The organism is Arthrobacter sp. Y3223164, assembly GCF_059091005.1.
In genome coordinates this window covers 1-6757 of the sequence record NZ_JBNHGF010000133.1, presented here as the reverse complement: position 1 = coordinate 6757, position 6757 = coordinate 1, and the positions used below count along the sequence as shown (strand labels likewise).

The following is a 6757-nucleotide window of genomic DNA, read 5'->3' as shown; positions in this document are numbered from 1 at the left end:
GTGCTTTTTCGTTATGGGGGCGCGGCCAGGGCCGTCGCCGCGCCCTCGATCACGGCTAGCGTCTGCATGGTGTGCAGGTACAACTCGGCGTCGACGGCCGCGACCGTCGCCCCGATGTTGCGCTCGAACGTCACCAGGCCCTCGGCCTCCAGCCGGCGGATTGCCTCGCGCACCGGAACGGTGCTGCAGCCAAGCTCCGCGGCGATGGTCCCGAGGACCAGCCGGTAGCCGGGCACCAGCTCGCCCTTGGCGATCCGCTCGTGCAGCAGCTCGTAGGCCTGTTCCGACTTGCTGGGGGCCAGGGTCGTCACTTCGGCTGCTCCGCGACCCATGCCTCGTAGCGGGCGCGCCATTCGGCGTTCATCGGGAACAGGCCCTCGATCTTGTGGCCCTCCTTGACCATCTCGAAGACGAAGCTGTCCTGGCGTTCCTGTTCGACGACCTCGTCCGCGATCTCGGCGGCCAGGGCCGGCGGGATCACCAGGATGCCGTTGTCGTCGGCCACGATGATGTCGCCGGGCTGGATGGTGGTGCCGCCGCAGGCGACCGTCACGTCGGTGTCCCACGGCACGTGCTTGCGTCCCAGCACCGCCGGGTGGGCACCGTTGTAGAACGTCGGGATGTCCAGCGCCGCCACCTCGGAAAGGTCGCGGACCCCGCCGTCGGTAATGATGGCCTCTGCGCCGCGTACCTGGGAGCGCAGGGCGAGGATGTCCCCGAGGGTTCCGGAGCCCTTCTCGCCGCGGGCCTCCATGACCAGGATCTCGCCCGGACCGAGCGCGTCGATGATGCGCTTCTGCGCGTTGTAACCGCCGCCGTGCGACTTGAACAGGTCCTCGCGGTTGGGCACGTAGCGCAGGGTACGGGCGGTGCCGATGACCTTCTGGCCCGGCTTGGTGGCCAACAGGCCGTCGACGCTGACGTTGTTCAGTCCGCGCTTCCGCAGCGCGCCGGAGATGGTGGCGGTGGCGACCGACAGCAGCTTGGCCTTGACGTCCTCGGTCAGCGCGGACTTGCCGGTGATTGCCGGCGCCAGCCCGGCCGCTTCCTCGCTGCCGAAGGCATCGATCCGGTCGGAGTCGGTGATCTTGGGAGTGTTGCCGAAGGACGCGAATTCCGCCTCGCCCTGGGTGACGGTGGTCGACAGGCGGCCGGTGCTCAGCCCTGCGGCTTCGTCGGAGACCTCGACCTCGACGACGTCGCCCGGCACGATCACGGAGGAGCCGGCCGGCGTTCCCGTAAGGATGATGTCCCCCGGATGCAGCGTCATCAGCTGCGACAGGTCGGCGACGATCCGGGCGAAGGAGAAGATCAGGCCCGCGGTGGTGTCGTCCTGGACGACCTCGCCGTTGACCCAGGTGCGGATCCGGAGGGCGTCCGGGTTGACCGACGCCGCGGGCAGCAGGGCCGGGCCGATCGGGGTGAAGCCGTCGCCGGACTTGGAGCGGACGTTGGAGCCCTTGTCGGCGTACTTGATGTCGTAGACGCCCAGGTCGTTGCTGGCGGTCACGTGGCCCACATGGTCCCAGGCCTCTTCGATGCTGATGCGGCGGGCAGGTTTGCCGATGATCAGGGCAATCTCGCCCTCGAAGGCCAGCAGCTCGGTGCCCGCGGGGCGCTCCACGGTGCCGCCCGAGAGGGCCAGCGAGGAGGAGGCCTTCATGAAGTAGGAGGGGTGCGCCGGAACCCGTCCGCGCTGCGCGGCCCGGGAGTTGTAGGACAGGTGTACGGCCAGCACCTTGCCGGCGTCCTCCAGGATCTGGGTATCCACCGTTTGCAGCGTGCCCGCGGACTGGGTGACGTTGGCTTCGGACAAAGCATCCTCCTGTGAAGTACGAAATCGTATATGATCCATCATGGCCTGTGGTGAGGGCCACGTCAAGAACATGGCGGACCTTTTCTTGAACGGTCGGTCGGCCGAACGCGATGTGCTACGTGCCTGTCTGCGTAGGTCACGGTGGGAGCAGTTACCCGTAAGGAAATGCCAACCCGCTTCCAAGGTGTTGTAAGGGCGAGTCAACGTTCGCATTTATGCATCTCCCGGGAAACCGCCTAGAGTGAATGCATATGCATGGACTTACGTGTGTACCGCTCAAGGAAGTGATTGTGTAATGAAGGCTTGGCAGTTTACAGAAATCGACGCACCTCTCTCGCTCAATGAAGTTGCCGCACCGGAACCTGCCGCGGATGAAGTGGTCCTGGACATCAAGGCCGCCGGGCTGTGCCACAGCGATGTTGGGTTCATTGATGGCACCCTGACATCGCTGCTTCCGTTCCGGCCTATCACGCTCGGCCATGAGATCGCTGGTATCGTCTCAGCGGTCGGTGCGGATGTCACGACCTTCTCGGTGGGGGACCGAGCCGTCATTCCCGCCGCGATCGAAGGACCCGGCACCTCGCTTGACGGGGGCTTCGCAGAAAAGGTGAAGGCCCCGGCACGGTTGGTGGCACCGTTGCCCGACGGCGTCCCGTTTGATCAGGCGGCGGCCGCGACGGATGCCGGTATGACCTCCTACCACGCCATGATGGTCCAGGGCAGGCTCAAGCCCGGGATGAAGGTCGGGGTTATCGGCCTGGGTGGTCTGGGATCACTCGGAGCGCAGACGGCGATAGCCAACGGCGCAGAACTTTACGTGGCCGAAGTCAATGAGAAGGTGCACCCGATGGCCCTAGAGATTGGTGCCACAGCGGTAGCCAAGGATATTCGGGATTTTGCCGACAAGGAACTGGACCTGGTAGTCGACTTTGCAGGCTTCGGCACTACAACCGCCGGTGCCGTCGACATCGTTCGTCGCGGTGGCCGCGTCGTCCAAGTGGGGCTCGGACGGAGCGAAGGCACCATCAACCTCCAGCAGCTCACGCTGAACGAAGTCGAGCTGGTCGGTTCCCAGGCAGGAACGCTGCAGGACTGCGCCGACGTGCTTCAGCTGATGGCAGATGGAAAACTGTCGGCCCACATCAGCCAGATTTCCTTCGACGAAATCGGAGAAGGCATCGGCAAGTTGGCTCGCGGCGAGGTTATTGGCCGGCTGGTCGCTTTGATCGACTGATCCAGCGAAGTCCGCGGTTCCTGGACACGCAACACAAGGCACCTCCAGCCCCAGTTGGAGGTGCCTTGTGTTGCGTTCAATGCCTGGTTTAACCCACGCTGGGTGCGCGGTTCGGGGGTGCGGGGATAGCCACGTTCCCCGTGATGTGCCCGCCGGTACGCTCTTCGATCGCCCCGGCCGTGTGCGATCCGGTCGTGCCGGTCAACAGCGCAGGCGACGCCAACGCAGGGGATGACAACACGGGGGCCGTCGCTACGATCTGCTCGGGTAGCGGCGCCTCCGCCAGGTTTCGCAGACTCAAGGCCACTTCGTGCGCGGTCGGACGAGCCTCCGGGTCACGGCGGGTCATCCGGGTCAGCAGGTCCGCCCACTCGGCGGGGAGGGCGTCCGGAATCTCGGGGTCGCGCAAGAGCCGGGCAAGGGCCGCTTCCATCGGTGTGCCGGAGAATGCCTTTTCGCAGGTAAGGCATTCGAGCAAAACCAGCGCCAGCGAGTATACGTCACTGGCCGCGGTGACGGGGTTGCCCAAGGCCTGTTCGGGGCTGAGGTAGTTCGCGGAGCCGATGGTCGCACCCTGGGCGGTGGCCATGGTGGCTTCGACCATCCGGGCGATGCCGAAGTCGGTGAGCTTGGGGTGGTGCCGCGTATCTTCTGTGTGGCCGTTGGCCAGCAGAATATTGGCCGGCTTCACGTCCCGGTGCACGACACCCTGACTGTGGATGTAGTTGAGCGCGTCGGCCAAATCTGCCCCGATCTGCGCGGTCTCCACCTCGGAGAGAGGCCCGCCTTTCAGCCGCCGCCGCAGGTCGGACCCTTCAATCAGTTCCATCACCAGGTAACTGGTGGTCGCGCCATCGTCGGCTGTGTGCAGTCCGGCATCCAGCAAGGTCACCAAACCGGGGTGGTTCAGCGTGGCCAGCAGCAGGGTTTCGGTGTGCTGCCGCCGGTACTCGTCATCGTCCGGCGTCGTCGGTGCAAACATCTTGACCGCCACGTCGCGGCCCAAAGATTCGTCCACGGCCCGGTACACGGACGCTGCCCCGCCGGTGCCTATAAGCTCCCGTGTCCTGTAGCGCCCGCCCAGGAATACCTCCATCAAGCCTCCACGCCCCAGGAATTTACTTTCATCGAGAATTGTACCGACCAAAAGCGCCGTTGGCGGCACCGAAAAATGCGCGAACGGTTAACCAGCGAGGAATTCGATGGCGGCGGTCTTGAACGCCCGGGAGGTCACGGCATTGGCATGCGTACGTGCGGGCAGCCACATCAGCTCCGCCGCGTCGGAGAGCGCAGCCAGCTCCGGTGCCGTGGCGGCCAGGTCGTCCTTGTCGCCGGCGACCAGGAGCACCGGCATCCTCGGCACGGCCTCGGTCGGGACGAAGGGTTCGGTCTTGATCGCCTCGATCATGGTCATCAGCGCGAAGATGTCGTTCGACGGCACCAGCTTGGCCATCCGCAAAAGCTCGGCGGTGTTGACGTCCTCAATGGGCGTCCCGTCCGCGAGGAAGCGCTGGGCGGCACGCAGGTCGAAGTCCGCCAACGGGTCGCTGCTGCCGGGTCCGCCGAGCACCATCCGCCGGACGAGTTCCGGCTGGGTGGCGCCGAACTCCCACGCCAGCCGCGCTCCCAGGGAGTAGCCGATCAGGTCAACCCCGGTGTCGGCGTCGTTCTCTTTCAGTGGACGGACCTTGGCGTCCTGGACCAACTGCAGCAGGTCGGCGCGGATCCGGCTGGGGGCGTAGGCATCCATTTCTTCGGGAGCGGCGCTTTCGCCGTGGCCGGGAAGGTCCACCGTGACCACGCGCCGGCCGGCCTGGGTCAGCGCCGTAATCCAACCGGCGTCCTCCCAGTTGAGTTTGCTGGAGGAAGCGAAACCGTGCAGCAGGATCACCGGGCGGCGCGGGCCATCGGTCCCTTCGGCGGCCTCGTGCACCTGGACGTGCAGGCGCGGATCGAGGCCTTCAACGGTGTGCTGCGGGGTGTTTCCCATGCTCAGTCCTCGTCGTCGAGCGCCGCCGTCAGGCGGACGCGGCGCTTGGGCGCTTCTTCCTTCGGTACGGTGCCCACAATACCGGCGGTGTCATCGGGAACCTCGAAAACGATCAACGGTTCGCCCACCTTGATGATGTCGCCGGGTTCCCCATGGATTTTCACCACTTTGCCCGCCTGCGGGGAGGGCAGTTCAACGGCGGACTTGGTGGTCTCCACCTCGACCAGCGGGTGGTTGCGCTCGACCTGCTCGCCCTCGGAGACGAGCCATTCCAGCACGGTTGCCTCGATCAGGCCCTCACCAAGATCCGGCAGGGGGAACGTAATTTCAGCCACGGCGATACTCCAATACTCGCTGGATCCCGAACAGGATGCGGTCAATGTTGGGTACGTACTCGTCTTCCAGGTCTCCCGAAGGGTACGGTACGTCGAATCCGGTCACGCGCTCAACAGGTGCCCGCAGGGTGTTGAAGCAGCGCTCGGTAATCAGCGCGGCCACTTCCGCACCCAGGCCGGAGGTCAGCGGTGCCTCGTGCACGACGACGGCGCGGCGCGTCTTGGCCACGGAAGCGGCCAGTCCTTCGGCATCGATTGGCTTCAGCCAGCGCAGGTCCAGCACCTCGATCTCAATGCCGTCCTCGGCGGCGAGCTCGGCGACCTGCAGGCAGCGGGCCACCATGGCGCCCCAGGCCACCAGGGTCAGGTGCTTGCCTTCGCGGACGATCCGCGAGCCTTCGGGGGAGTAGCCGTCCGGCTCGGGGGAGGTGTCCACCGGCCCCTTCTGCCAATAGCGGGACTTCGGCTCCATGAAGATCACCGGGTCGGGCCGCGTGGCCGCGTGCTTGAGCAGGTGGTACGCCTCATTCGGGCTGGACGGGGAGACCACCTTCAGGCCGGGTACGTGGGCGAACAGCGATTCCAGCGACTCGCCGTGGTGTTCGGGAGCGCGGATGCCGCCGAAGCTGGGTACCCGCAGCGTGATGGGCATCGGCATGGTGCCGCGGCTGCGGTAGTTCATTCGGCCCACCTGGCAGACAATCTGGTTGATCGCCGGGTAGGCGAACCCGTCGAACTGCACCTCGGGGATCGGGTGGTAGCCGGCCATGGCCAGGCCCACCGACATGCCGAGAATGCCGGATTCGGCCAGCGGGGTGTCGAAAACCCGAGCTTCGCCGAACGTCTTTTGCAGGCCATCGGTGATGCGGAAGACGCCGCCGAGCTGTCCGACGTCCTCGCCCAAAACCAGTGCCTTGGGGTTGTCCTCCAGCACCTCTGCCAGCGCGCGGTTCAGTGCCTGCTGCATGGAGAGCTGTTCGACGGCGGTGACGTGGCCGGGTTCCACCACGTCCGCGGATTCCTGCTGGGCGCTGGTTTCTGTGGTGTTGTCGAAGGCGGCTTCAAGGTCGCTCAGGGTCTTGTGCTCAGACATGCTCGGACTCCTCCCGCCAGGCGCGTGCCTGGGCCTTCAGCGCGTGTGTGGGTTCCTGGTAGACGAAATCGAACATCTCCGTGCCGGGACGGGAACCAAGTGCCGCCACGCCTTCCCGGATCTGTTCTTCTTCCGCCTTGGCGGCCGCGAGCACCTCGGCGAAGAAGTCCTCGCCGGCGATGCCGTCGGCTTCCAGCCGGGCCCGCATACGCAGCAGCGGATCCTCGCCGCCGTCGGCGCGTTCCTCGGCCAGGGTGCGGTAGCGGCCGGGGTCGTCGCTGGTGGAGTG

The 6757-nt window shown here is 65.8% G+C and carries 6 protein-coding genes and 2 pseudogenes; 1 reads left to right on the top strand and 7 read right to left on the bottom strand.

What is annotated here, in order from left to right; all coding sequences use genetic code 11:
• Nucleotides 1-17 precede the first annotated feature (17 nt).
• Together AC5RUJ_RS08685 and AC5RUJ_RS08680 are read right to left on the bottom strand one after the other, a co-directional pair.
• Nucleotides 18-332, bottom strand: a pseudogene (locus AC5RUJ_RS08685) (GntR family transcriptional regulator); the annotation flags it as partial.
• Complete coding sequence (locus tag AC5RUJ_RS08680; protein WP_494128775.1) at nt 308-1780, bottom strand: fumarylacetoacetate hydrolase family protein; 1473 nt, start codon at nt 1778-1780, stop codon at nt 308-310. The gene AC5RUJ_RS08680 and the pseudogene AC5RUJ_RS08685, both read right to left, overlap by 25 nt.
• A 331-nt stretch (nt 1781-2111) precedes the next feature.
• Between AC5RUJ_RS08680 and AC5RUJ_RS08675 the strand changes: the two genes are divergently transcribed.
• The gene (locus tag AC5RUJ_RS08675) at nt 2112-3050 is read left to right on the top strand and encodes a zinc-binding dehydrogenase (RefSeq protein ID WP_494049767.1); all 939 of its coding nucleotides are present in this window, start codon (nt 2112-2114) and stop codon (nt 3048-3050) included.
• Nucleotides 3051-3138: 88 nt separating this feature from the next.
• Here the strand turns inward: AC5RUJ_RS08675 and AC5RUJ_RS08670 are convergent, their stop codons facing one another.
• The 5 genes and pseudogenes from AC5RUJ_RS08670 to AC5RUJ_RS08650 form a co-directional block, all read right to left on the bottom strand.
• Nucleotides 3139-4146: a serine/threonine-protein kinase gene (locus AC5RUJ_RS08670; protein WP_494128761.1), complete on the bottom strand. Its 1008-nt coding sequence runs from the start codon at nt 4144-4146 to the stop codon at nt 3139-3141.
• Nucleotides 4147-4233: 87 nt separating this feature from the next.
• Nucleotides 4234-5040 (bottom strand): alpha/beta fold hydrolase, encoded by an 807-nt coding sequence (locus tag AC5RUJ_RS08665; RefSeq protein ID WP_494128760.1) that lies wholly within the window; start codon nt 5038-5040, stop codon nt 4234-4236.
• A 2-nt stretch (nt 5041-5042) separates the two neighbouring features.
• Nucleotides 5043-5375 (bottom strand): biotin/lipoyl-containing protein, encoded by a 333-nt coding sequence (locus tag AC5RUJ_RS08660; RefSeq protein WP_494000078.1) that lies wholly within the window; start codon nt 5373-5375, stop codon nt 5043-5045.
• Nucleotides 5368-6342: an alpha-ketoacid dehydrogenase subunit beta gene (locus AC5RUJ_RS08655; RefSeq protein WP_494128774.1), complete on the bottom strand. Its 975-nt coding sequence runs from the start codon at nt 6340-6342 to the stop codon at nt 5368-5370. Before AC5RUJ_RS08655 ends, AC5RUJ_RS08660 begins: the two co-directional genes overlap by 8 nt.
• Nucleotides 6343-6460: 118 nt before the next feature.
• Nucleotides 6461-6757 (bottom strand): annotated as a pseudogene (locus AC5RUJ_RS08650) (pyruvate dehydrogenase); the annotation flags it as partial.